General features: G+C 68.8%; 14 protein-coding genes and 1 pseudogene. 10 read left to right on the top strand and 5 right to left on the bottom strand.

The window, feature by feature from the left end:
• Window positions 1–115 precede the first annotated feature (115 nt).
• Complete coding sequence (locus tag N7367_RS01320) at window positions 116–12,514, top strand: filamentous haemagglutinin family protein (protein ID WP_279941557.1); 12,399 nt, start codon at window positions 116–118, stop codon at window positions 12,512–12,514.
• A 221-nt stretch (window positions 12,515–12,735) separates the two neighbouring features.
• Here N7367_RS01320 and N7367_RS01315 read toward each other — a convergent pair whose 3' ends face one another.
• Genes N7367_RS01315 through gspH form a run of 3 tightly spaced genes read right to left on the bottom strand, consistent with a single transcriptional unit; the run spans window position 12,736 to window position 14,152 of the window.
• A complete protein-coding gene (locus N7367_RS01315) occupies window positions 12,736–13,350 on the bottom strand; it encodes a prepilin-type N-terminal cleavage/methylation domain-containing protein (RefSeq protein ID WP_180875282.1) in 615 nt (204 codons plus the stop codon).
• Window positions 13,347–13,709 (bottom strand): type II secretion system minor pseudopilin GspI, encoded by a 363-nt coding sequence (gene gspI / locus N7367_RS01310; RefSeq protein WP_279941555.1) that lies wholly within the window; start codon window positions 13,707–13,709, stop codon window positions 13,347–13,349. Before gspI ends, N7367_RS01315 begins: the two co-directional genes overlap by 4 nt.
• Window positions 13,706–14,152 carry a type II secretion system minor pseudopilin GspH gene (gspH, locus tag N7367_RS01305; protein ID WP_053516372.1) on the bottom strand — a complete coding sequence of 149 codons (447 nt, stop codon included), beginning with the start codon at window positions 14,150–14,152 and terminating at the stop codon, window positions 13,706–13,708. Before gspH ends, gspI begins: the two co-directional genes overlap by 4 nt.
• Window positions 14,153–14,267: 115 nt before the next feature.
• On the opposite strand from gspH, the gene N7367_RS01300 reads away from it, so the two are divergent.
• A complete protein-coding gene (locus tag N7367_RS01300; protein ID WP_279941554.1) occupies window positions 14,268–14,726 on the top strand; it encodes a general secretion pathway protein in 459 nt (152 codons plus the stop codon).
• A gap of 7 nt (window positions 14,727–14,733) precedes the next feature.
• On the opposite strand, the gene N7367_RS01295 is transcribed toward N7367_RS01300, so the two are convergent.
• A complete protein-coding gene (locus tag N7367_RS01295; protein WP_279941635.1) occupies window positions 14,734–15,009 on the bottom strand; it encodes a hypothetical protein in 276 nt (91 codons plus the stop codon).
• A gap of 261 nt (window positions 15,010–15,270) precedes the next feature.
• Between N7367_RS01295 and N7367_RS01290 the strand changes: the two genes are divergently transcribed.
• The 6 genes from N7367_RS01290 (at window position 15,271) to N7367_RS01265 (ending at window position 22,061) form a co-directional block, all read left to right on the top strand.
• Complete coding sequence (locus N7367_RS01290) at window positions 15,271–16,893, top strand: ShlB/FhaC/HecB family hemolysin secretion/activation protein (protein WP_279941553.1); 1,623 nt, start codon at window positions 15,271–15,273, stop codon at window positions 16,891–16,893.
• A 38-nt stretch (window positions 16,894–16,931) separates the two neighbouring features.
• On the top strand, window positions 16,932–18,716 hold the full coding sequence (locus tag N7367_RS01285) for a MotA/TolQ/ExbB proton channel family protein (protein ID WP_253118531.1): 1,785 nt from the start codon (window positions 16,932–16,934) through the stop codon (window positions 18,714–18,716).
• Between the two features lie 10 nt (window positions 18,717–18,726).
• Window positions 18,727–19,140 (top strand): biopolymer transporter ExbD, encoded by a 414-nt coding sequence (locus tag N7367_RS01280; protein WP_053516303.1) that lies wholly within the window; start codon window positions 18,727–18,729, stop codon window positions 19,138–19,140.
• Window positions 19,141–19,179: 39 nt separating this feature from the next.
• Window positions 19,180–19,845, top strand: coding sequence for a cell envelope integrity protein TolA (locus N7367_RS01275; RefSeq protein WP_180875256.1), 666 nt, complete (start codon window positions 19,180–19,182; stop codon window positions 19,843–19,845).
• Window positions 19,846–19,887: 42 nt separating this feature from the next.
• Window positions 19,888–21,633 (top strand): putative porin, encoded by a 1,746-nt coding sequence (locus N7367_RS01270; RefSeq protein ID WP_279941551.1) that lies wholly within the window; start codon window positions 19,888–19,890, stop codon window positions 21,631–21,633.
• Between the two features lie 98 nt (window positions 21,634–21,731).
• Entirely contained in the window at window positions 21,732–22,061 is a 330-nt protein-coding gene (locus tag N7367_RS01265) for a hypothetical protein (protein ID WP_065182343.1), read from the top strand.
• Here N7367_RS01265 and N7367_RS01260 read toward each other — a convergent pair.
• Window positions 22,058–22,392 (bottom strand): annotated as a pseudogene (locus N7367_RS01260) (OsmC family protein). The gene N7367_RS01265 and the pseudogene N7367_RS01260 overlap by 4 nt on opposite strands.
• Before the next feature lie 222 nt (window positions 22,393–22,614).
• Here N7367_RS01260 and N7367_RS01255 point away from each other — a divergent pair.
• Entirely contained in the window at window positions 22,615–23,115 is a 501-nt protein-coding gene (locus N7367_RS01255; protein WP_279941550.1) for a sigma-70 family RNA polymerase sigma factor, read from the top strand.
• Between the two features lie 82 nt (window positions 23,116–23,197).
• Window positions 23,198–24,154, top strand: coding sequence for a FecR domain-containing protein (locus tag N7367_RS01250; protein ID WP_279941549.1), 957 nt, complete (start codon window positions 23,198–23,200; stop codon window positions 24,152–24,154).
• Window positions 24,155–24,178 lie beyond the last annotated feature (24 nt).

The following is a 24,178-nucleotide window of genomic DNA, read 5'->3' as shown; positions in this document are numbered from 1 at the left end:
CCCCTGCACGCTGTCGGCTTCATGTCACGCGAACCGTCTATCAGTGGCAGGGCATGCGTTGCGCGTGTCTCCGATCACCGCCGCCAGTGCGGTCCACCAGGTTGATGAGGTTACGATGTCGCACCCGCTCCCGTCCGCTGTTCATCCGGCCGCGCCGATGCGCCGCAATCATCCGATGGCGTGGGCCATCGCGGTCGCACTGGGAAGCGTGGTCGCTCCGGCCAGCCAGGCCCAGCAGGCGTTCAGCCCGGCCTGGTTCGCCGAGCGCGGCGCAGCGCAGGGCGCGGCCAGCCAGAGCGGGCGCATGCCCAACGGCGTGCCCATCCAGTTCCAGTTGCCGGCCCAGCAGCAGGATGCTGCGCGGCAGAAGCTGCAGCAGTCGATCGACAATCTCGGCACCGCCGCGCAGGCCATCGCCCTGCAGCAGCGCCTGCAGGATCAGGCGCGGCAATCGCGGCGGGAGGCCGGGTTCATCGTTGCCGACGGATTGGGCCGGGACGGGTTGAAGGTCGATGAGAATCCGTTGACCCGGGGCTGGATCAACGCCCGCGAGGCGATCCAGTCACAGGGCAGTGACGGACGTGTCCAGGTCAGCATCGAGCAGACCGCGGACAAGGCGATCCTGAACTGGGAGACCTTCAATATCGGCGGCAACACCACGCTGAACTTCCTGCAGAACCCGGACTGGGCCGTGCTCAACCGGGTGAACGATCCGAATGCGCGGCCTAGCCAGATTCTCGGCCAGCTCACCGCGGGCGGCACCGTGTTCGTGGCCAACCGCAACGGCGTGGTGTTCGGCAACAACAGCCAGGTCAACGTCCGCAACCTGGTCGCGGCGGCGGCGCGCATCAGCGACGGCCAGTTCCGCGACACCGGGTTGTACAGCGCGGATACGAATACGGCCGCCCTCAGCGATGCCGCTGGCAAGGTGATGGTGGAGCGGGGCGCACGTATCGCGACCCACGAGCCGACCAGCGCCACGCGTGGCGGCGGTTACGTGCTGCTGGCGGGACACAGCGTGGAGAACGCCGGCCAGATCGAGGCGCGAAAGGGCCAGGTGCAGCTGGCTGCCGGCGACAGTTTCGTGATCCGGCGCGGCGTCGGCACCGCAGCCAATACCAGCTCCACCACGCGTGGCAATGAAATCGCGCCGCGCTTCATCGCCGACAGTACCGCGGGCAGCGTGCGCAATACCGGCCTGCTGCGTGCCCGCGAGGGTGACGTGACCCTGGCCGGACGCAACGTCGAGCAGGCCGGCGTGGCCGTGGCCAGCACGACGCTCGCACAGCGCGGCACCGTGCATCTTCTGACCTCGGCCAGTGATACCGGCAGCACCGTCACGCTCGCCGATGGATCGACCACGGCGGTGCTGATCGAGGACGATGGCAAGGCCACGGCACTGGACACCCAGCGCGACAGCCTCATCAGGGAATCGGCAGAGCAGGATGCGATCCGCGCGGGTGCGCGCTCGGCAACCTTCGACAATCTCTCCCAGCACAACGACCGACGCGACCAGTCGCGGGTGGAGATCGTTTCCGGTGGCAACATCCATTTCCGCCCCGATTCGCTCACGGTTGCCACGGGCGGCCAGGTCATCGCCGACGCGGCGGCCCGCAGCTACGTCGACGATGCAGCACGCGTGGACGTGTCGGGTGCCGTGGGCGTGCAGGTCTCGATGGAAAGCAACAATGTCCAGATCAAGGTGCAGGGCAACGAACTGCGCGATGCGCTGGACAACCGCGACAGCGGCAAGCTGACCAGCAGCGAGGTCTGGGTCGACCGCCGCAGGCTCATCCACGTGCCAGCCGGAACCGGGGGCTACGACGGTGAGCGCTGGTATGCCGCAGGCGGCCTGCTGGAAGTGGGCGGCTACCTCGACAACCAGGGGCATTCGATCGGCGAATGGGCCGCGCAGGGAGGCACCGTCCTGCTGGGTGGCCGTGAAGTGATCACGCATGGTGGGTCACGCATCAACCTTGCGGGTGGCAGCCTGGATGTGCAGAGCGGCGTGATCCGGCAGAGCTGGGTGCGCGGCGTGGATGGCCAGGTGTACCGCCTTGATGATGCACCGGCGGAGATGCTGTTCGACGGGGTGTACAACGGCCATGAGGTGAAACAGGAGCGCTGGGGCGTCACCGAGACGTTCCGCGATCCGGTCGTGTTCGCGGCGCAGCGTGTCGACAACGGGTATACGGTCGGCCGCGATGCAGGACGCCTGATCGTCTCCGCCCCGACGGCGGTGCTGGAGGGCCGTGTGGAGACCGCCACCTTCCAGGGCGCGCAGCAGAACCGCCGGCCCGATGCTGCACTGGACGGCTATGCACAAGCGCAGACGGCGGCAGCGCGCAATGCGCAGCTCTATCTCGGGCGTTATGACGGCCAGGGCCGCAGCGGCGTGTTCGGTTCGGACGTGCGCGTGGATGACAAGGCGCCGAAGACGGCGGCGTGGTCACTGCTGGCACCGGTCGGGGAGGAGCGGCGCGACACGGTGTGGCTGGACATCGCAGAATTGAGTGCCCAGCAGTGGGGACGGATCGATCTGGCGAGCGCCGATCGCATCAGCATTGACGGCCGTCTTCGGTTGCAGGCGGGCGGACAGCTGAACCTGATTGGCAGCGAGGTTGAACTGGCGGGCGACATCGGCATTGCCGGTGGCCAGCTGTCGGCGGGCAACCTGCTGGAGGTGCAGGGCAGGCCGACGGCACTGCTGCACGATGGCCGCGCACGCACCGTTATTGCCGACGGTACCCACATCGATCTTGCCGGTGAATGGAGCAACGCAGCGTTGGGAGAGCCACTCGATGCGGCTGGTGCCTGGACGGATGGCGGCCGCCTGAGCCTGGGCAACAGCCATGACGTGAGGGTGGGCGCGGGGGCGACGGTCGACGTCGAGGCCGGCGCCGCGCTGGACCTGCGCGGCAAGGGTCGTGTCGGCAAAGGGGGCAGCATCAGTCTGCAGGCGAACAGCAGCACGGTGGCAACGGACGCCAGCGGCCGGGTGCAGCTGGGCGAGGGCAGCCGGTTCAGTGGCCGTGGCCAGGGCAGCGGCACGTTCTCGCTGGGCACCGGTGGCCGGGTGCGGGTAGGCGATGCGGATCCGGCCGATGCAGCCGCGCTGCAGATCGATGCCGGCCTGTTCGGCAGCGGCTTTGCACAGTACGACATCAATGGCCATCAAGGGCTGGAGGTTGCCGATGGCACGCAGCTGACAGCGCGCATGCCGGGCCTTCGGATCACCGCCGACGCGCGCGCCGCGACGGACCGGAAGGACGCACTGGAGCGCTGGCTGGCACCGCTCTACAGTGCCGATCCGATGAGCGGGCTGGTCCGCCAGCGCAGCGGTGCCAGCGTGAGCCTGCGCTCGGATCGCAACAGCGTCGGCGGCGACCTGCGGGTGGGCAAGGCCGCACTGATCGAGGTCGACCCGGGGCAGGCGATCTCCCTGCTCGGCGCCGGCAACATCGACGTGGAAGGTACGCTGCGTGCACAGGGGGGACGCATCAGCATCGACGATGTGCGCCTGCCGACCACGCTGTATGTCGGGCAGCGGAGCGAGCGGACCTGGCGGTTCGCCGACGGTGCGCTGCTGGATGCCAGTGCGGATGCGGTGTCACTGGCCGATGCCAGTGGCCGCCTGCAGGGACTGGTGCGGGCCGGGGGGCGCATCGAGATCGGCGGCGCGCTCGACTGGGAGACCTCTGCGTCGGTGGACAACCGTCCGCCTGAAGCCTTCGTCGTGCTCGAGCGTGGCGCGCAGCTGCGGGCAGCAGGCGCCTCGGCGCCGCTGGATGTCGACGGGAAGGGGCGGACCCGGGTGGACAGCGATGGCGGGCAGATCGTGCTGCGTTCGGCCAACGCTCTGTACCTGGACGGCGCAATGGATGCCTCTGCCGGCGGCAGTAGCGCGCGTGGCGGCACCTTGGGCGTAGCCTTTGGTGGCAGCGTTCATGCGCGCGGTGCGAGCGAGGAGGTGCTGCGCGCGCGTGGCATCACGCTCAGCCAGCGCAGCCCGGTCGACGCGGTGCTGCCGGACCGGCTGGAGTACGGGCACGCGGCGCTGTCGGTGGAGCAGATCCAGGCCGGTGGCTTCGACACCCTGTCCGTGTTCGGTGACGTCCGCGCGGAGGGCGATGTCGACCTGCGCATGGGCCAGAGCCTGCGCATCTACGGACAGGGGCAGTCAAGCCTCGGCATGGACGTGGCAGCACCGCAGTCCAGCGGCATTTCGCTGAGTGCTCCGCACCTGCTGCTGGCACAGTCGCACTGGCAGTCGCTGCCGGGTGAGAACCTGGTGGTCACCGATACCGTGGCGTCGGCTGCGGAAGGCGATCACGTGCTGTCGGCGAGGGCTGATCTGATCGACATCCGTGATGTCACCTGGCTGCCCGGCTTCAACCAGGTCGTACTGGACAGCCGCAGCGACGTGCGGCTGCTCAACGCAGTGTCCAACGGCGGATCGATCAGTGCGTTGATGGCGAGCGGGTCGATGGACGTGAGTGCCGCCCGCCTGTACCCCACCTCCGGTGCGACGGGCTATCTGGTCGCGGGTGCGTCTGCGGCGACCGTGGCGACGCCCGGATACTGGTCGGATCCGGATGCGGTGCTGCGCATCCGGGGTACGGGTACGGCGGCGGCCACTCCGCCGGAGTCAGCGCTGGGCGCGTTGCAGCTGGTGGCAGCGACCGTGCAGCAGGGCGGAAACGTGCAGGCGCCGATGGGAGCGCTGCAACTGGGCGGCCTGATCCTGGGCGGCACACGTGCCAGCCGGGTGGAGCTGTTGCCGGGCAGCATCACCTCCACCAGTGGCGCAGGTCTGGCGCTGCCCTATGGCGGTACCGTGGACGGCGTGTCGTGGAGAAGGGGCAGCAGCAGCCTGGAATCACTGACGCCGGGTGGAGTTGCATCCAAAGGCGTGACCCTTACCGCCAACGATGTGGATGTGCATGCCGGTGCGCTGCTGGACGTGTCAGGTGGCGGCGAACTGACGGGCGCGGCGTTTGTCTCAGGCCGCGGTGGCTCCGTCGACGTGCTGCGCACCGCGCTGGCCGATGCCAACCCGCGCTATGCGTTCAGTGCGTCCGGCAACCCGGTGTACGCGATCATGCCGGGACGTGCCGGCAGCTTCGCACCCAGCAGTGATGATGGCTTCGCTGCGCCGGCGGTGGGCCAGCAGATCACCGTACCGGCCGGCGTTCCCGGCCTGCCTGCGGGGACCTACACATTGCTGCCGGCCAGCTTCGCGCTGCAGCCGGGTGCATTCCGCGTAGAGCTGGGCGCGACGGGGACCTCCGGCGTACCGCAGCCGATCCAGACCGGCACCGGGACGTGGCGCGTGTCCGGTCAGCAGGGATCGGCACTGGGTGGGGTGGCGTCGCCGCTGCTCACCGACATCCTGCTGACGCCAGCGGCGGTGGTGCGCCGGCATTCCGGCTACAACGAAACCAGCTACAACAGCTTCGTGCAGGCCACGGCCGACCGCCGTGGCGAGGCGCGCGGCTGGCAGACCATCGATGCGCTGGGGCTGACCCTGGCACTGGGTGAAGGCGCTGGTCGCGAGGGAACCGCGGCCATCGACTTCGCCGGCACGGCGCGCTTCTCCGCGGCCAATGAAAAGGGACGCGGTGGCACCCTGGTGGCCACGCTCGCCAGCCCGGCCGTGGGTTCGCTGGAGATCGCTGCTGCCGGCAGTCCGTCGCAGGCACACGATCGTGGCGCGACCTTCACCGACGACGCACTGAATGCGCTGCGGCCGGAACGCATGGTGATCGGCGGACAGTTCAATGAGACGGCATCGCTGGTGGCGGTGTCCGGCGCGGTGCGCGATGTGGCGATCCGCTCCGGTGCGACCCTGCAGGCGCCGGAGATACTGGTGGCTGCGGCGTCCGGTGGCAGCGGCATCCTGGTCGAAGCCGGGGCGACACTCGATACCTTGTCTTTCGCACGCGACACCGCGTCCGCGCCGACCGTGCCCTATCAGGTCAATGGCGGCCTGCTGGCCGTCTCGAACCAGCGCCTGAACCTGATCACCGGTACGACCGGCGTGGCGGCAGGGCCGGTCGCGATCGACATCGGCGGCTGCCAGACGGACTGCGAAGGCGAGGCACGGCTGGTATCCGATGGCAGCATCGGGGTGGCCACCGATGGCGTGCTGCAGATGCGCGATTCCGCCCGTTATGGCACGCGCCAGCTGGGCGTGAGCATGGCGGCGCTCAACCTCGGCAGCGCCGAGGCGATCGCGCAGGCGGCGGCCGCAGGGGCGTTGCCAAATGGCATGACCATGAACCAGTCCGTGCTGCAGCAGCTGCTGCGCGGCAATGATGCCACCGGCGCACCGGCGCTGGATACGCTGAGCCTGGTCGCACGCGATTCGGTCAACGTGTTCGGCAGCGTCGACCTGGATGCGCGCGACAGTGCCACCGGCCGCGGTGGCCTGCAGACGCTGGTACTGGGCGCGCAGGCCATCCATGGCTATGGTGCGGCGAGCGACCGTGCGCGCATCCTGGTGGACACACTGGTCTGGGACGGTTCGCTGGCGGCGACGCAGGCGGCGGGCAGCGATGCATCGGTGCCGCCGGCCGATCCCATGGTGGACCGGCTTGGCGCGGGGCAGCTGGACATCGTCACCCGCAACCTGCAGCTGGCGCGCGCCCCGTTCAGCCGTCCCAGCTCCGAGGTGCCCGCGAACCGCCAGGTGCTCGGCTTCAGCGCGCTCAACCTCAGCGCGTCCGGGCAGCTGCTGTTTTCCGCGCAGGGTACGCTGGACGTGCACCAGCAGCGCGGCGACTATCTCGCGGACAAGGGCTGGCAGTACAGCGGTGGCAGTATCGGCATCGACACGCCGCTGCTGACGGCCGATCCGGGTGCGCAGCTGCAGGTACGGACCGGCGGCGACTTCCGCCTGCAGGGCGGCAGCGGCAGGGCCGGCGGCGACGCACTGGGCAGTGAACTGAGCATCGATGCCGAGCGGATCGCGCTGGACAGCACGATCGCACTGGCCTCCGGCCGCCTGTCAGCGAGCGCACGCGAAGGCATCGCGCTCGGCAGCCAGGCGGCGCTGGACCTGGCAGGGCGCAGGGTTACGCTGTACGACGTGGACCGGTACAGCTGGGGCGGCGACGTGCTGCTGTCCAGCGATGCGGGTGACGTCAGCACTGACGCCGCCTCACGCATCGATCTCTCGGCGCGCAACAACCGCGGCGGACGGCTGACGGTGAACGCCCTGGCCGGGAGTGCCGATCTGGCCGGCGGCATCGAGGGGGCTGCCAGTGGCCGTTACGACGCAGGTGGCACCGTGGCGCCTTACGACGGCGCAGACCTCGTGGTTCGCGCCGGCACGTTGCAGGACTTCGCAGGCCTGAACCAGCGCTTGAACGCAGGCGGTGTCACCGGCGGGCGCACGTTCCGGATCGGTGAGGGTGATCTTCTGATCGGTGATGAGGTGAAGGCGCGCAGGGTCGACATCAGCCTCGACGCAGGCAGCCTGCGCGTGGCGGGGCGCATCGACGCCAGTGGCGAGCAGGTCGGCGCGATCCGCCTGTACGCACGTGACGGTCTGCAGGTGGAGGGAACGCTGGATACGCATGGCACCGGCCTGCGCGTGGACAGCCAGGGCAAGATCATCGACAGCCCGAACCGGGCCACGATCGAACTGGGCAGCGCCGCCGGCGGGATCGACATCGGCGCCGGCGCCCATCTCGACCTGCGCGCGGGCACGGCGGTGGCGGTGGGCGGCGGCCTCGGGCAGAACGACGGCGTGGCCCGCGGCACCCTGAAGATCGATGCGCCCCGCATCGGCGGCAACGATGCGGCGATAACGGTCGCCAACGGTCTGCGCGTCGAAGGTGCGGCCGATATCCAGGTCAATGCGGTGCGACGCTATGAGGACGCGCCCTTGGCGGACACTGTCGACGTCAACGGCAACCGCGCGCAGCGCGTCACCCAGCAGTGGCTGGACCAGATCGTCGATCCGGACAACCGCGCGTGGATGGACGGCGCGCTGGCCAATGCGGATCTCCGACAACGCACGGCTGCGCTGGGCACGCATCGCCTGCGCCCCGGCGTGCAGATCCTCGCCCGCCGCAGCGAGGCCAATCCCGGGGGGGACCTGACCGTATCCGGCGACATCGACCTGTCCGGCTACCGCTATGGGCCTGAGGCCGATCGGAATGATCCGGCGCGGCGCGGCTTCGGCGAGTCGGCGTCGCTGGTGCTGCGCGCGGAGGGCAACATCAACATCCACGGCAGCATCAACGATGGTTTCGCGCCGCCACCGGCCAATCCGGACGAGGCAGGATGGCAGTTGCATGAGAGCCGCAACGGCACCGCCGGTCACACGCCGTTCGGCGGCGACCTGGTGGTGCCGGTGGACGGAGTGAAGCTGCAGCCCGGTACGGAGTTCCAGGCCGGTACCCGCCTGAACTATGACGTGCCGGTCGAGTCCACCACGCTTCCGCTCGGGACCGTGTTGCCCGTTGCGATGGTGATCGCACAGGACCTTCGCCTGCCCGCAGGGACCGTGCTGGGTGCGGCGGTGACCACCGAGTCGGGGCAGCTGCTTGCTGCCGGCACGGTATTGCAGGCGCCGCTGGTGCTGGCGGCGGGCGCGCGCCTGGGGGCCGGCTTCCGCCTGCGCAGCGATGTGCAGATGGCCGCCCAGGACTGGCCGGCCGGTGCGATGCTGCCGGTGACCCTGCGCCTGGCACAGGACGTCGAGCTCAAGGTAGGCGCGTACATTCCATCGCTGACCAAGGTGGAGCTGCCCGGCGACGCATCGGTGAACCTGCGTCCTGCCGACGCCAACGGCAACCAGGGACGCAACTGGGCGCTTGCCCCGATGCTGGCCGAAGGTACGACATCGTGGGACATGACACTGGTGGCGGGGGCTGACAGCGACGCCGCGGATCCGCGTTCGCGACGCTGGGGAAGCGACGGCAGCGTGGTGCTTGCCGATACCCATCAGGGCTCGGTCGGCACCGTGACGACCGAGATCATCTGGGTGGGCGACCGGGTCCTGACCGAACAGGCGTCACTGGACTGGATGGGCGACACCTCCTATGCCGGCCGTCCGATTTCCGAGCTGGCAGACATGTTCGGCTTCAGCGAGGATGAGTTCTGCGCGCTTTCCGATGGCTACTGCGGCCCCGCGCCGCGACAGGTCGCCGCGCAGGGTTCGCTGGATTTCTGGGGCGATGAATCCTATGTCGGCACGCCGGCAAAGGACTTCGCCGAGCTGTTGGGCATGACCGAGGACGAATTCTGCGGAATGGCACCGGGCTACTGTGCCGGCGGTGGCACCCAGACCGAGGTCACCACCTACGGCAAGCGCGCCGGTACACCGGCCTGGAGTGTCCTGCGCACCGGCAAGGGCGACCTGGAACTGCTCGCGGCGGGCGACGTTGCGATGAAGTCCGGGTTCGGCGTCTATACCGCCGGTACGCCCAGCTCACTCGGCGAGGGCCGTGACGCCGCGTTTGATTCACCGCGCGCGGCGGCGCCCTGGAACACCGCGCTGCTGGGTGAGAACCTGGTGCCGGGCAGCTATGACGCCGCAATCGCGGGATACCAGGCCTGGTATCCCGATCATGGCGGCAACCTCCGCGTCGAAGCCGGGCGCGATATCGTCGGTGATGTCTGGACCGCACGCGCGGAGTCGGGTAGCAGTGAACGCGATCAGGCGCTGTACTCCAGTGCCGCGGTCGGCAATTGGCTGTGGCGGCAGGGAACCGGCAGCACCACCGGCGTGGCGCCGGTGCCGACCAGTTGGTGGGTGAATTTCGGTACGTACACCAACGTGTCGGCCATCGCCGGCAGTACCCCGCGGATGGTGGGCTTCACCGGCTTTGGCACATTGGGCGGTGGCAACCTGATGTTGGAGGCCGGGCGCCACGCCGGCGTACGCGATGCGATGGGTGACGCGCTGGGCTCGCTGACGGCGCCGCATTCGAGTGCAATCATCGCTGCCGTGGGATCGACCGGCCGTGTCAGTGATGGCCAGCTGCACCTGACCGGTGGCGGTGACCTGCAACTGCGCATCGGTGGCGCGCTGAACCCGAATCTGCAGGCGACGATCTCCAGCCTCAATCCATCGAGAGCCGCACAGAATCTCGACCTCAACGGTACCTTCAGCAACCTGCGTGGCAGCCTGCTGCTCGACGCGGGCCGCATCGGTGCAATGGGTGTCACCCTGGACAGCTACGCGACGCTGGGCCAGCTGCGTGCAGCCGATCTGTTCGCCGCCGACGCCGCTCGCCCGATGGGCGGCCCGGTGCTGGTGCTGGGCGATGCGGTCGCGCAGCTGCAGGCGCGGGGTGATGTGGTGCTCGGCGGCGTCGCCGATGCCGGCCGGGTTCCACTGGCCAACTACAGCACGGTGGTGCAGGACAACGGCAGCCGCGCTGCGGGCAGCACCTGGTTCTCCCTGTGGACCGCCAACACAGCCGTGGATCTGTTCAGTGCCGGTGGTGACCTCGCGCCGGGCCTCGCCGGGCCGGAGAACGTGACCGGCAGCAATCTGTGGCCCGAGCAGGTTGCGCTGGCACCGGGCAGCCGGGAGGAGCTGCTGAACTACTGGCTCTATCCTTCGCGCTTCAGCGCCGTTGCCGCCCAGGGTGACATCAAGCTGGACCGGATCAGTGCCGTGACGGGGACGCAGGATGTGATCCTGCTGGCGCCCTCGGCTACCGGGCGGCTGGACGTCCTGGCGGGCGGCAGCATCTTCGCCCGCAGCGGCGCGACCCAGATCACGCGCTCCGGCGCGGATGCGCGCATGCCGGGGCCGTTCGACCCCGCATTCGTTGCCGAGCAACGCGATGCCAGCGGTAATGTGACGCGCCCGCGGCACAACCTATCGGTCGATGGCAACATCGCCTCGCCGGAGGCATCGCTACCGCTGTTCGCGTTCGGCCCGGGTACGCCGTTGTCCACGGTCTCCTCGGCACTGGCACCAAGCCGCTTCTACGCCGTGCAGGGCGACATCATCGGCCTGGCGACAGGCGCCCAACGCACGCTCGACGGCACCGCCTGGCAGCGCACGCAGCTGAACTGGTTCGAGGCAGCAGGCGCGGTGCAGCTGCGGGCAGGGCGGGACATCCTCGGCGTGTCGATGACCGCGTTGAACAGCGCGCCCACCGATATCACGGTGGCGGCGGCGGGACGTGACATCGTGCATCTGGACGCGACGATCGCCGGCCCCGGCAACGTCGAGATCAGTGCCGGCCGTCAGCTGCGCCAGGAGGAGGCGGGCAGCATCGTCAGCCTCGGTGGCATCGTGCAGGGTGACACCCGTCCGGGTGCCAGCATCGCGCTGACGGCCGGCAACCAGCAGATCGATTTCGCCGCCCTGCGTGCCCGCTATCTGGATCCCGCAAACCTGGCCGATCCCGCGCAATCGCTTGCGTCGCAGCCGGGCAGGGCAGTCAAGGTCTACGACCAGGAACTGAAGCAGTGGCTGCAGCAACGCTTCGGCATGGCCGCCGATGGCGAGGCAGCGCTGGCAGCGTTCGATGCGTTGCCGCAGGAACAGCAGCGCATCTTCCTGCGGCAGATCTACTACGCCGAGCTGCGCGAAGGCGGACGCGAGTACACCGATGCGGAAGGGCCGCGCTTCGGCTCCTATCTGCGCGGGCGCGAGGCCATCGCCACGCTGATGCCGGACAGGAATGCGGCCGGTGCGACGATCGACCGAACCGGCGATATCGTGATGTACGGTGGCTCCGGTGTGCGCACCGAGGCGGGCGGCAACATCGAACTGATGGCACCGGGAGGCCAGATCGTGGTGGGTGTACAGGGGGTGGTGCCGCCTGCCAGTGCCGGCCTCGTCACCCAGGGGCAGGGCGATATCCGCCTGTTCAGCCAGGACAGCGTGCTGCTGGGCCTGTCGCGGGCGATGACCACCTTCGGTGGCGACATCCTGGCGTGGTCGGAACAGGGCGACATCAATGCCGGTCGCGGCTCGCGCACCACGCTGTTGTACACACCGCCACGGCGCGTCTATGACACCTGGGGCAATGTGATCCTGTCGCCCCAAGCGCCGGCCAGTGGTGCGGGCATTGCCACCCTCAATCCGATCGCGGAAGTCGCGCCGGGCGATGTGGATCTGATCGCGCCGCTGGGCACCATCGATGCGGGCGAGGCGGGCATCCGTGTCTCGGGGAACATCAATCTGGCCGCGCTGCAGGTACTCAACGCGGCCAACATCCAGGTGCAGGGAGACAGCAAGGGCCTGCCGGTGCTGGCGTCGGTGAACGTCAACGCGCTGGCTTCGGCCAGCGCCGCCGCCAGCAGTGCCAGCCAGGCGGCACAGGATGTGATCCGCAAGAGCCAGGAGGATGCCCGGCGCAACCAGCCTTCGGTGATCAGCGTGCAGATCCTGGGCTTCGGCAACGCCAGCAGCAGCATCAACCCGCCGGCACGCGGCACGACCGCGGCCAGCGGCTACGACGTAGACAGTGCTTTCCAGTTCCCGCAGGCCCGCGAACCGCAGGCGCGTGGAGAGGGTGGCACACAGCGGCGATAGTTGCCGGGGGTGATCCACGCGGTGCGTGGAGATCCGCAATCGGGCCCGCTGCCACGGAGCGGTGGCGGCCCCCGCCAGGACGGCACGGAGGGCAGGGAGCAGCCATCGGCGGTGAGGAGCACCCACAGGCGCCACCGGGCGCGGGACAGCGCCCGGTGGCCGGGATGGCGGACGCTGCGCCCCGGATGACGTGGATCGACGGCGTGCGGGTGCGTCTGCGGCTAGAGTTCAAGGACGCGACGGTAGCTCAACGGACCGCGGCCATCACGCAGCCGCAGCCTCAGTTCCAACCCGGTGGCCGGCAGCAGCACGCCCTGACTGGGCAGCGTCGTCCAGCCGGCGCCCGGCTGCCAGGCGCGCACATCGAAGAACTGGACATCGTGCGCTACGGCCAGCCCGCGTGACTGCTCAGGTGGCGGCAACGGATAGCGATCCGATGGCGGCCCGCTGGCCCGCCACAGGGTATTGCCCTGGCGCCACCAGCGCACCCGCTGCCAGCGCAGCCCGTCGCTGCCGACGCTGCGGGTGATCTCCAGCGCGAAACTGCCGTCGGCCTGCCGTTCGCTGACCAGCGCCGGCGGCAGCAGCCGCTGTGGCTCGTCAGCGGGGCGTACCGCACCATTCATCAGGGCATCGTCCGCACGCATCTCAATGTCGCGCTGGAACTGCTGCAGCACCCGTAATGCGGCATTGGTGCCTGCATCAGCCTGGCGCAGTCGCTGGTCACTGGTGGACACGCTGTCCAGCGCACGCCAGCAGATCACGGCCAGCACGCCCATGAGGGTGATCGCGATCATCACTTCGATCAGGGTGAAGCCCTGCACGCGCCGTTTCACGGTGCAGCGGTCCATGGCAGCAGCATGCGTGCCAGCGACTGCGTTGATGCATCCTCCGCCACCACGATGAGCTCCAGCTGAGGCTGCCCGTCGCTGCCGCTGCCCAGATGCTGCCGCACCAGGAAGCGGCTGCGACCCTGCACGCAGCGCTGCTGCACATCCGCGGGCGGTTGCGCGGCCAGCCGCAGTTCCTGCCAGCGGTCCTGTGCGCACAGCAGTGCCAGACGTCGGTCGCGCAGCCGCGACTGGTCATCGGTTGCCACTGCCACCGAGCGCATCACCGCCGCCAGCGCGACTGCCACGATGGCCAGTGCGATCAGTACCTCGATCAAGGTGAAACCCCGCCGCGGCCGCATCACTGCACGACCTGCAGCTGTCCACTGCCGTCGTCGCGAAGGCGCAGCTGTCGCCCCTGCAGCGACAGCGCCAGCTCCCACGGCACGCCGATCCATTCCGGACTCAGTTCGATGGCTGCCGCCGGCTGTACGGCGATGCCCGGGCTCTGCCACCGCTGGGGGCGCAGCAGGTCGTCGCGCTGCACGTCGGTCCAGCGGTCGCCCTCGCGTCGGCTGAAGCGGTAGCCCTCGGCATCCGCCTGCCAGCGGAGGCTGCGGCCATCGATGCGGGCCTCATCGCGTGCCACCTGCAGGCGTTGCGCCAATCGCTCGCCTTCCTGACGGAGCTGGCGCGCAGGATCGAGCAGTGTGCCCAGGCCCAGGCCGATGGCCGTTGTACAGATGCCGATGATGACCAGCACCACCATCAGTTCCAGCAGGGTGAAGCCGCGCGGGATGCGCCGCATCGACATCGCCTCCTGTGCTTGCCGATCGCGGACAGGGTAGCGGCGGATGATGAAACAAAAGCGTCAGCGGCGACTGCTAGCGTGGTGGCCGTCAATGTCGACGAAGGTGCGGAACATGGACGGCAGGCGCTGGGATCGCAATCACCTGCTGACACTGCTGGCGGCGACGCTGCTGTTGGCCGTGATGGCCTACTGGGGCATTGCCCTGTTCGCTGCAGGACCACCCGCGGCGGCCAGCGCGGTAAGGCCGTCGACACCGGCCCGGCCACCGTTCGACGCTGCGGCCAGCGCTCCGCTGGTGCGGCTGCTGTCACCGGGTGCGATCCACACCGAGGTAGTGGTACTGGGTGTGATGGCCAGCGCGCACGCACCGCTGGCACTGCTGTCGGTCGATGGTGGCGCTGTCGATGCCTATGTGCCGGGGCAGCGCCTGGGACCGTCCACGGTACTGGCCAGCATCGGCGCAGAGACCATCGAACTGCAGCAGGCGGGGCGGTCGCGCAGCCTGCCGGTGCCCGCGCTGCCGCCCGTTCCTGCCGACGGCATCGTGCCTGCCGCTGCGGGGCGGCACTGAGGCGCGATCAGCGAGAGGGGCGCTGCGGTGTCACCGAGCGGCCAAAGGCGTCGCCCATCCGTTGCCGGGTGCCTTCCAGGTTGTACTGCATGAGCTGGTTGCCGGACTGCCGCATCAGCCGCTCCGACTCGGACAGGCGCGGTGATCGTGCACGCGGCGGTGCCGGTGCGAGCCTGCGCTGCAGACATTCCCAGGCCGGAATGCGCTCTCCGTTGACCTGCACGTCGATGCAGGGCGGTGTGTCCGCGCGCGTTGCGCGGTCATCGGCGTGCGCAATCGGCATCGCGATGGACGCGAGCAACGCCACGGCAGGCCAGCGCCATGCAATCAGGATCATGCTCATCTCCTATCTCCCGCCACCCCATGTCGGCTGCTTCATGGACGGGTGGCGGGCGCAGTGTACGCCTGCGCGCATTCCGCCGCCGTCAACAGATGACAGTGCTGTCACAAAACTGTTGGCGGCTTTGACGCGCCCTGCACGTCCTGTGGGTAGACCCACGCGCCGCTCCCTGGCCACTTCCTTCGATACGACGCGATGCCTTCAATGACGCCTGTTCCGTGCCGAGCTGTCCGACTCCCGCTGCGCCTGCGTCCGCGGGTACTCGCGCTGGCCGTGGCGTCCCTGCCATTGCCGCTGCTCGCGCAGGATGCCACGCCGGCGGCCAGGGTGAACATCAACGAGTACATCGTGCGCGGCAACACCGTACTTGATCCGCGTCTGATCGAGCGCGCCGTTGAGCCCTATCTCGGCCCGGGCAGGACGTTGGCCGACGTCGAGCAGGCGCGCGATGCAGTCAGCGCGCTGTACCAGCAGGCGGGATACCAGTCGGTGTACGTGGAACTGCCCGAGCAGCAGGTCAGTGCCGGCGTGGTGCTGCTGAAGGTGCAGCAGACGCCGATCGGCGAACTGCGCGTGGTCGGTGCGGCGCCTGCTGCGGCGGCGCGGATCCGCGCACGGGTACCGGCGCTGGCCGAGGGCCAGGTGCCGGATTTCGACCGGGCGCAGAAGGAACTGACCGCGCTCAACGAAGGCGGTCGCCGCCAGGTGATGCCGCTGGTCCGTGAGGGAAAGACGCCCGGCACGATGGACGTGGACCTGCAGGTGGAAGAAAAGTCGCCCTGGCGAGCGAGCGCCGCACTCAACAATGACCGCAGTGCCGACACCGAGAAACTGCGCCTGAGTGCCTCGCTGGCGCATGACAACCTGTGGGGACGCGGGCACAGCGCCAGTCTCGGCGTGTTCCTCGCTCCGCAAGATACCGATCAGGCCAAGGTGTTCTCGGCGTCGTACACGCTGCCGTTTGAAGGCAGCCCCTGGAGCCTGGAGGCATCGGGCTATACCTCCGACAGCCGCGTGCTCAATGCCGGTGGCCAGGGGGGCACGGGAACCGGCACCAACGTGATCGGCAATGGCCATTCGATCGGCCTCAAGCTCAATTACCGCCTGCCCGGCAGCACTGCGTGGTGGCGGCAGCTCAGCCTCGGCGTCGACTTCAAGGACACCGAGGAGGACACCTGGATGGGCAGCGACAACCTGAAGACGCCCCTCAAGTACGCACCGCTCACGCTGGCATTCGTGGGTGTGCGCCAGGGCGACCAGGACCAGCTGAGCATCAGCACGCAGCTGGTGGCCGGAACCCGCCGCCTGTTCGGCTATGACAGCAATGGGTACGAGTTCAGCCAGAAGCGGGCGTGGGCCGATCCCAGCTTCGTCGCACTCAAGGCCGATGTGTCGAATACGCATACCTTCGGCAGCGATTGGCAATGGTATGCACGCGGGGCCCTGCAGGTGACCGATGCGCCACTGGTCTCGGCCGAGCAGTTCGCCGCCGGTGGCATGTACACCGTGCGCGGCTACCTGTCGGCCGAGGCGATCGGCGACTACGGCGGTGTGGCGAACCTGGAATGGCGCACCCCGGCATGGCCGCTGTGGAGCGGTAGCCAGCTTCGCGTGTACAGCTTTGCCGACGCGGCCTACCTGCGCCTGCGGCGGCCGCTGCCCGAACAGCGCGACCAGTACAACCTGGCCTCGGTCGGGCTCGGCGCGCAGCTGCGCCTGGGAGATCACCTGCAGTTGCGCCTGGACTATGCGTGGCCCTATGCCGATGGGCCGGTGACCCGCAAGGACGACCCGCGGCTGCATTTCAACATCAGCACCAGTTACTGACCCTTCCCTTGAACATGCGTTCTCCGGAGACCCCTCGCATGGACCGTTTGCTTTCCCGGATGTTGCTGCTGCTGGCCGCGCTGATCGCGCTGCCCGCCGCTGCGGCCGATGCCAGCTGGTGGCAGGCCGAATGGAAATACCGCAAGCCGATCACGATCGACGCAGGCCCGCAGGGTGCCGGTCTGGCAGGCGACCCCGGTCGAACCCCGCTGCTGCTGCGCTTGCATACGGGCAACTTCGGTTTCGACGGCACCCAGGATGCCGGCAGCGATCTGCGTTTCGTGTCGGCGGACGGGCGCACCGTGCTGGCGCACCAGATCGAACAGTTCGACCCGGCGCTGGGGCTGGCCCTGGTGTGGGTGGATGTGCCGGCCGTCAGCGCCGCCGCACCTCAGACGATCTGGATGTACTACGGCAACGACAAGGCGCCGGCCAGTGGGAATGGACAGCAGGTATTCGATCCGGACTACACGCTGGTCTACCACTTCGCCGACGCCAATGCCCCGGCACGTGACACCACGGCCTACGGCAACAATGCGGGCGCAGTGGTGCCGGCCGCCGAAGGTTCGGTGATCGGTCGCGGCGTGCAGTTCGCCGGCACTGCGCTGCCGCTGCCAGCCAGTGCTTCGCTGGCGCAGGAGGCCGGCGCGCCATTGACCGTCTCTGCGTGGATCAAGCCGGGTGCACAGAATGCGGCGCAGGCCATCTATGCCCGTCGCGATGGCAGCGCGGAACTGCTGCTGGGCATCGACAACCGGGTGCCGTTCGTGCAGCTCAATGGCCAGCGCAGCACGCCTGCGCAGCCGATTCCGGAGGGACAGTGGGCGCATCTGGCGCTGACGGCGGAGAAGGGGTCGCTGCAGCTGTATCTCAATGGCCACGTGGTGGCGCAGCTCAGCGGCGAACTTCCGGCCATGTCCACCGCAGCGGTGGTGGGCGCTGATGCGCCGGGTGCGGAGCAGCCGCTGGCCGACTTCGATGGTGCGCTGGATGAACTGCGGATTTCTCGCGTTGCGCGCCCGGCGGCACTGCTGCTGGCCGATGCCACCGCGCAGGGCGCTGACTCACGCCTGATCAGCTATGGCGCCGATGAGCAGTCCACGGGCCAGAGTCACTTTGGCTTCATCCTGAAGGCGATGCCGTTCGACGCCTGGGTGGTGGTGGCCATCCTCGGCCTGATGATGCTGATGTCGTGGGCGATCATGATCGCCAAGAGCCGTCACTTCGGCCGCACCGGCAAGGCCAATGCGGTGTTCACTGATGCTTTCGGCAAGCTGGCCGGCGTGCCGCTGCGCACGCTCTCGGACATGGACCGGCAGGGCCAGGCACCGGCGGCCATGCGCGACGGTTCACTGTGGCGCATCTACCAGGTGGCCATCGATGAGATGCAGCAGCGCCACCAGCGCGACGGCAACGGCGGCTATCTGAGCGCGGCGACCATCGCGGCGATCCGCGCATCGATGGATGCGGTGATGGTGCGCGAGCAGGAGGCGATGTCGCGTCGCATGAACTGGCTGTCCACCACGATCGAAGGCGCGCCCTATGTGGGCCTGTTCGGTACGGTGATCGGCATCATGCTGGTGTTCGTGGTCGCGGCGATGGCCGGTGCGGTGGACATCAATTCGGTCGCGCCGGGCATGGCGGCGGCCTTGCTGTGTACGGCCGCCGGCCTCGGCGTCGCGATCCCGGCACTGTTCGGCTACAACTGGCTGGGCGCACGCGCCGAGGCCATCGGTGCCGACATGGCCGTGTTCATCGACGAATTCGCCGCCCGCCTGGCTGAAGAGCAGGACGGGCGCGGCCCGGCCCCGGTGCAGGGCTGAGGAGCGCGTCATGGCCCAGAAGGCGAAGTTCGGCATCAAGAAGCGCGAGAAGGGCATCAACGTGACGCCCTTCGTCGATGTGCTGCTGGTGGTGCTGGTGATCTTCATCCTCACCAGCAACGCCTCCATTCCCGGCATCGAGGTCAACCTGCCGAAGGCCAGCAACAGTGTGGCGCTGGAGAAGCCCAAGACCAAGGCGATCACCATCGATCCCAGCGGCCAGGTGTTCCTTGACGCCTACCCGGTGACGATGGCCGAGCTGGAGGACCGCCTGAGGACAGAGCGTGCGACCTCGCCGGATTTCCCGGTAATCGTGCGTGGCGACGCCCAGGTGCAGTACGCGCGCGTGGTCGAGGTGCTGGATCTGCTGCGGCGGCTGGAACTGGCCCAGGTTGGCCTGGTCACCGGCAAGGCACAGGGCTGAGGCATGACCGGCCCTCATTCCCCACGGCCGGAGCCCGGCATGCGTGACCGCCCGCTGCTGGTGACCGTCGCGCTGGTGCTGGCGGCGCTGCTGGTAGTGGGCGCCGTGCTGTGGTGGCTGCTGTTCAAGGACACGGCCAGCACCCGCCGCCCCGTGGTGCAGCCGCCGATGCTGGCGTTGCCACCCCCGCCGCCACCCCCACCGCCGCCGCCTGAGAAGCCCCCCGAACCGGAGACCCCGCCGGAGGAGACCCTGCCCGAGCCGGAGCCGCTGGATCAGCCGACCCCGGCCGAGGAGCCGACGCCGACGCCGGACAACGCCGACCCGGTGACCATGAACGCCGACGCGCAGGCGGGCGGTGACAACTTCGGCATCCAGGCGGGCAGTGGCGGCGGCGCGTCCGGTACCGGTCGCGGTGGTGCCGGCAATGCCACCTATGGCCGCTATCTGGGTTACCTGATGCAGCAGGCGATTGCGCGCGATGCGCGGGTCAAGCGCCTGGCCTTCCAGTTGCAGGTGAACGTGTGGCTGGCGCCGGATGGGCGCCTGGAGAAAGTAGAGCTGGTGCGCGGCAGCGGCAATGAAGAGGCCGACGCCGCCGTGCTCGACGCGCTGCGCCAGATCGGCCGGGTGGACCAGCCGCCGCCACCTTCACTGGACTTCCCCGCGCGCGTGCTTGTGCAGGGCCGCAGGCCGGGGGCGTGAACCGTGATTTCCCCGATTTCCCTTCTTCCGATGAGAACCGTGATGAACAACCACGTCCGCGCTCGAACCGACTCCCGCCCGTCGCGGCCGGCCCGACGGGCGCTGCTGTGCTGCGCTGTGCTGCTCAGCCTGGCGGCGCCGGCCGGTGCAATGGCTGCTGAGACCACCATGATCAAGCTGATCAAAGGCCTGATGGCCACTGGCGCGCTCAAGCCCGAGGACGGCCAGGCGCTGCTGGTGCAGGCCGAAGCCGAGGCAGCAGCAGCCCAGCGCGGTGCTGCCGGTGCTGCATCGGCCAGCAGTGGAGGCATCGCGCTTGAGGCGGGCGATGTGCGTGTGCCCTATGTGCCGCAGAGTGTCCGTGATGGCATCCGCGACGAAGTGCGCCAGGACGTAATGGCGCAGGCGAAGGCGGAGGGCTGGGCGGCGCCGAATGAGGTCGCCGAATGGACACAGCGCATCAAGGTGACCGGGGACGTGCGTGTGCGCAGCGAGTCGCGCTTCTATGGCGATGACAACAGCGGCATCGTCAGCAACTGGGCCGCGGTCAATGCGGGCAGTGGATTCGACACCAACACCAATACCAACCTGCAGCTGCCGCCCTTGCTCAACACCCGACAGGACCGCCGTAACCTGTGGCGCATCCGCGCCCGCCTGGGGGTCGAGGCCATGATCGGCGATCACACCACCGCTGGCATCCGCCTGGCCAGCGGCAGCAGCAATGGCCCGGTGTCCACCACCGAGCAGCTGGGGGGCGGCCTGAGCAAGAAGGACGTGTGGCTCGACCAGGCATGGCTGGCCTACAGTCCGGCTGACTGGGTGACCGTGCGTGGTGGCCGTTTCGGCAATCCGTTCTGGAGCAGCGACACCCTGTTCTCCAACGATCTGAACTTCGATGGACTGGCCGCCAACCTGAAGTACGGGTTCGGCGACGGCGATCTGGACCTGTTCGGCACCCTTGCCGTGGCGCCGCTGGAGTACACCTCGGACAGCCTGCAGAGCCGCAGCGGAGAGAAGTCGCCGAACGAGAACAAATGGCTGTCCGGCGCGCAGGCTGGCGTGAACTGGCGCTTCAACGACGACAACGCACTGCGGGCCGCACTGGGCTACTACGACTTCAAGAACATCAGCGGTCGGCTGTCCTCGCCCTGTGCCCTGTACTCCGGCGCCGTCGGCTGCGACACCGACTGGTCGCGCCCGGCGTTCATGCAGAAGGGCAACACCCTGATGCTGATCCGCGACATTGCGCTCAATCCGATGGATCCGGCCGGCACGCCGACGCCGCAGTATGTCGGCCTGGCGTCCGCCTTCCGCCTGGCCACGCTGAACCTGCGTTGGGATACCCGGCTGGCGCAGGACATCGGACTGCGCCTGGAGGGCGACTTCATCCGCAACCTGGCGTACGACACGCAGGCGATGTTCCGCCGCGCCAACAACGGCATCGTCAACAATTTCGGTGCGGGTGACGCTCCCGGCATCGATACGTTCCGCAGCGGCGACACCGCGTGGATGCTGCAGGCAACGTTCGGCGCCACCGACCTGAAGGAGAAGGGGCAGTGGCAGGCACTGCTGGGCTACAAGCGGATCGAGGCCGATGCGCTGCCGGATGCCTACAACGATCCGAACTTCCATCTGGGTGGCACCAACGCGCGCGGCTATTACGTGGGTGGTGCCTATGCGTTGGACGCGCGCAGCTGGATCAGCGGCAAGTGGATGGCTGCCAAGGCGGTGTCGGGCCCGCCGCTGGCGATCGATGTGTTCCAGCTGGAGTTCAACACCGGCTTCTGAGCCGCCAGCGATGACGGGCCGGCACGAAACGTGGCGGGGGTGCAGCGATGCGCCCGTCTAGGGAAAGGAGACCACGCGTGGCAACAAGGAGGAGTGTGATGAGCCGTCGCAAGCTGTTCGAAAATCCCGGGACGTCCAGCCAGATGCTGGGCATCGGTCCGGCCTATGTCTCGGTGGAGGGCCTGCGCCAGCACCTGGCCGAGTTCCTGCTGTACGCCGGCCGCCCGGTGGTGATCATGCGCGGGCGCAGCGAGGTGGGCTATTTCCTGCCGTCCCGCTGCTGGCGCCAGCGTGACGACGATCCGCTGGCGGCCGCCGCGGCCAACCAGATGCTGGATGCCGCGGGTTTCCAGGCCGAGGACATCCAGCAGGTGGAGCGGGAGTTCAACGCGATGCGCCGGCGCACCGTGCTGCATCCCCGCCGCTAGCACTTTCCGGGAGCGGCGTTCTGGCCGCGTTCGCTGGTGATGCGCGCCCCTTCGCGCATCACCAGGGTGACCGGGGTCTTCTCGACCACCTCCAGCAGGCGCTGCCACTGGGCATCGTCCAGCGCGGCGCTGGCATGCAGTATGCGGTGCACATGGAAACGACCATCAGGATCGCGCTCCGAGCGCAGTTCGGCATGGAACTCACCCAGCTCCCAGCCCTTGCGCTGGGCGTACATGCGCAGGGTGATGGCGGTGCAGGCGGCCAGTGAGGCCAGGTACAGGTGTGGTGCAGGTAGTTGTCAGCCGTCGAGACAATGCGTGCGTAGGCCATGGGCTTCTCCTGTGCGGGGGATGTGGGGCCGGATCAGGCGCGGTGCCGCGCGGCCATCACCGGTGATGATCGGGTGGCAGGGCTATCGTGACAATGGGACTGACGATCCCGGGAGTGGCGGGTGCCGTAGTGCGGGCTGGGCGTGATGGGGTGCCGCGCCCTACAATCACGTCCCGGACCGTCGCCATCACGCCCATCATTCCCCGGTCCGGCCTGGCACCTATGTCTCCCAATGCCCTGGCGCTGGTCGAGCTGTTGATCCGCGAGCGCCGTGCGTTGTCACGCTTCATCGCGCGCTACCTGGACCCGGCCAGCACCGAGGACACCCTGCAGAACCTGTACCTGAAGGCCAGCAGCGTGCCCGGCGATCCGCCGATCCTTGAACCGCGCGGTTACCTGTACCGCATGGCGTACCATCACGCCCTCAACCGCAGCAAGGCCGACGCACGCGAACGGCGGGCGATGGCCGAGTACGCGTGCGAGGTCGGCGATGCCGTTGGTGGTGAGCAACAGGCGCTGGACCAGGCGCAGCTGCGCGAGATCACCCGGACCATCCTTGCGCTGCCGCCGCAGGTGCGGGAGTGTTTCGTGCTCAACCGCTACCTGGGCCTGAGCGAGCGTGAGATCGCCGCCCGTCTGGGCATTTCCAAGAGCCTGGTCGGCAAGCATGTGCTGCGCGCGGCAATGCTGATCCAGCAGCACCAGCAGGGCGCACGCCGATGACCCGCAATTACCGTGGGCAGAGGCCGCCCGCCCTTGTCACAACAGTCACGCGCACCGGTTCGTGGTGCGACAGGCTACGACCATGACCACGTCCGAACCCTCGCCGCGACAGGCCAGGCAGGCGTTGCGCTGGGTGATCCGGTGCAGTGCAGGCCCGTTGCCGGACCGGCAGCAGCGGGCCCTGCAGCGATGGCTGCAGGCCGATCCGCGCCATGCCTTGGCCTGGCGCCGCCAGCAGGCATTCTGGGACGGCCTGGACGCGGCTGGGCCGGAGGTGCTGGCCGCACTGCCGGCACTGACCTCCGATCGCCAGGGCCTGCGCCCGATCGCCCCGCGCAGGCGCCTGTCCTGGTGGTGGGCCAGCGTGGCCGCGGTGGTGCTGGCGGTCCCAGCCCTCCCCGGGGTCGCATTGTGGGCGCGCAGCGATCTGCGTAGCGGCGATGCACCCCGTGTGGTGCAACTGGAGGATGGCAGCACGATCGTGCTGGATGCCCGCACCGCGCTGGCCGTCGCATTCGATGGGGATCAGCGGCAACTGCGGCTGCTGCGCGGCCAGGCGTGGTTCCGGGTCGCGCATGAAGCGCGGCCGTTCCGGGTCGAGGCCGGCGGTGGCCTGGTGCGCGACATCGGTACCGCGTTCAGCGTTTCGTTGCAGGACGCGGTGGTGACCGCCCAGGTCAGCGAAGGGGTAGTGGACGTACATCCCGGTGATGGCAGCCTGCAACGGCTGCATGCAGGGCAGGCACGCGCGTTCCGTGACGGACGCTGGCTGCAGCCGGTGAGCAGCCTCGCCAGCGACGCGGTGGCACCCTGGCGGCGCGGTGAGGTTGCCATCGACGATCTGAGCGCGGCGCAGGCCATCGAACGGTTGGCGCGCTATCGGGCCGCACCGGTCTGGGTGCTGGGGACAAAAGCGGAGCAGATCCGGGTCAGTGGCCTGTTCCATCTGCGCCAGCCGGACCCGGCCATCTCCGCAGTGGCGGCCCAGGCGGGCCTGCGCGTGCAGCGGCTGCCGGGTGGCGCGCTGGTGGTCTGGTGATGCCGGCAGGGTTTAGATCGCGAT

Source organism: Stenotrophomonas sp. GD04145, assembly GCF_029835135.1.
GTDB classification, from domain to species: domain Bacteria; phylum Pseudomonadota; class Gammaproteobacteria; order Xanthomonadales; family Xanthomonadaceae; genus Stenotrophomonas; species Stenotrophomonas maltophilia_P.
This window is presented reverse-complemented; position numbering and strand designations above follow the sequence as displayed.